This window comes from Deinococcus rhizophilus (assembly GCF_030271215.1).
Lineage (GTDB): Bacteria > Deinococcota > Deinococci > Deinococcales > Deinococcaceae > Deinococcus > Deinococcus rhizophilus.
This window is the reverse complement of sequence record NZ_JASNGB010000394.1, coordinates 1-527: the sequence shown is the minus strand read 5'-3', so window position 1 is coordinate 527 and position 527 is coordinate 1. Positions and strand designations below refer to the sequence as shown.

Here is a 527-nt window from a genome sequence, read left to right as displayed (position 1 = left end):
AGCCCGCCGCGCGGCGGTCCGCTCCGGCCACGCCCACGCCCGCTCAGGAGGCTCCTGCGCCCACCCCCGCCCCCGTGCAGGGCAACTGGGCCGATGTGACCCGGCAGGCCACGATGCAGCTGCGCGCCTTTCTCAAGCCCGCCCGGATGCACGCCGAGCCGGGGTACGTGAGCCTGACCTACGACGAGAAAAACACCTTCCACGCCAAACAGATCGTCTCCAAATTCGACGAGGTGGCGGCGCTGGTCCTGAAGGTTTTCGGGCCGGTGACCTTTGAACTCGTCGCGCCCGAGGGAGGGCGGCGGGTGCGGCTGGGCGGCGGTGGGGACGGTCCGGGGCCGGGCGGCGGTGGGGGGGGAGGGGGCGTGTCGCCGTCTCCTGCCCCGGCGCCTGCTGGCCCCCCTCCAGCACGGGCGGCCGCACCTCAACCTCAGGCCGGGGGTGCCAGGGCCGACATTCCCGCCTTTGACCCCGCGCCCCGTCCCCGGGCGGCGCGGGGACCGGACTTTGCCCCGGTCGAGCGAACG

The 527-nt window shown here is 74.6% G+C and carries 1 pseudogene; it reads left to right on the top strand.

Features of this window, described 5'->3' with window-relative positions:
• Positions 1-527, top strand: a pseudogene (locus tag QOL99_RS17525) (DNA polymerase III subunit gamma/tau); the annotation flags it as partial.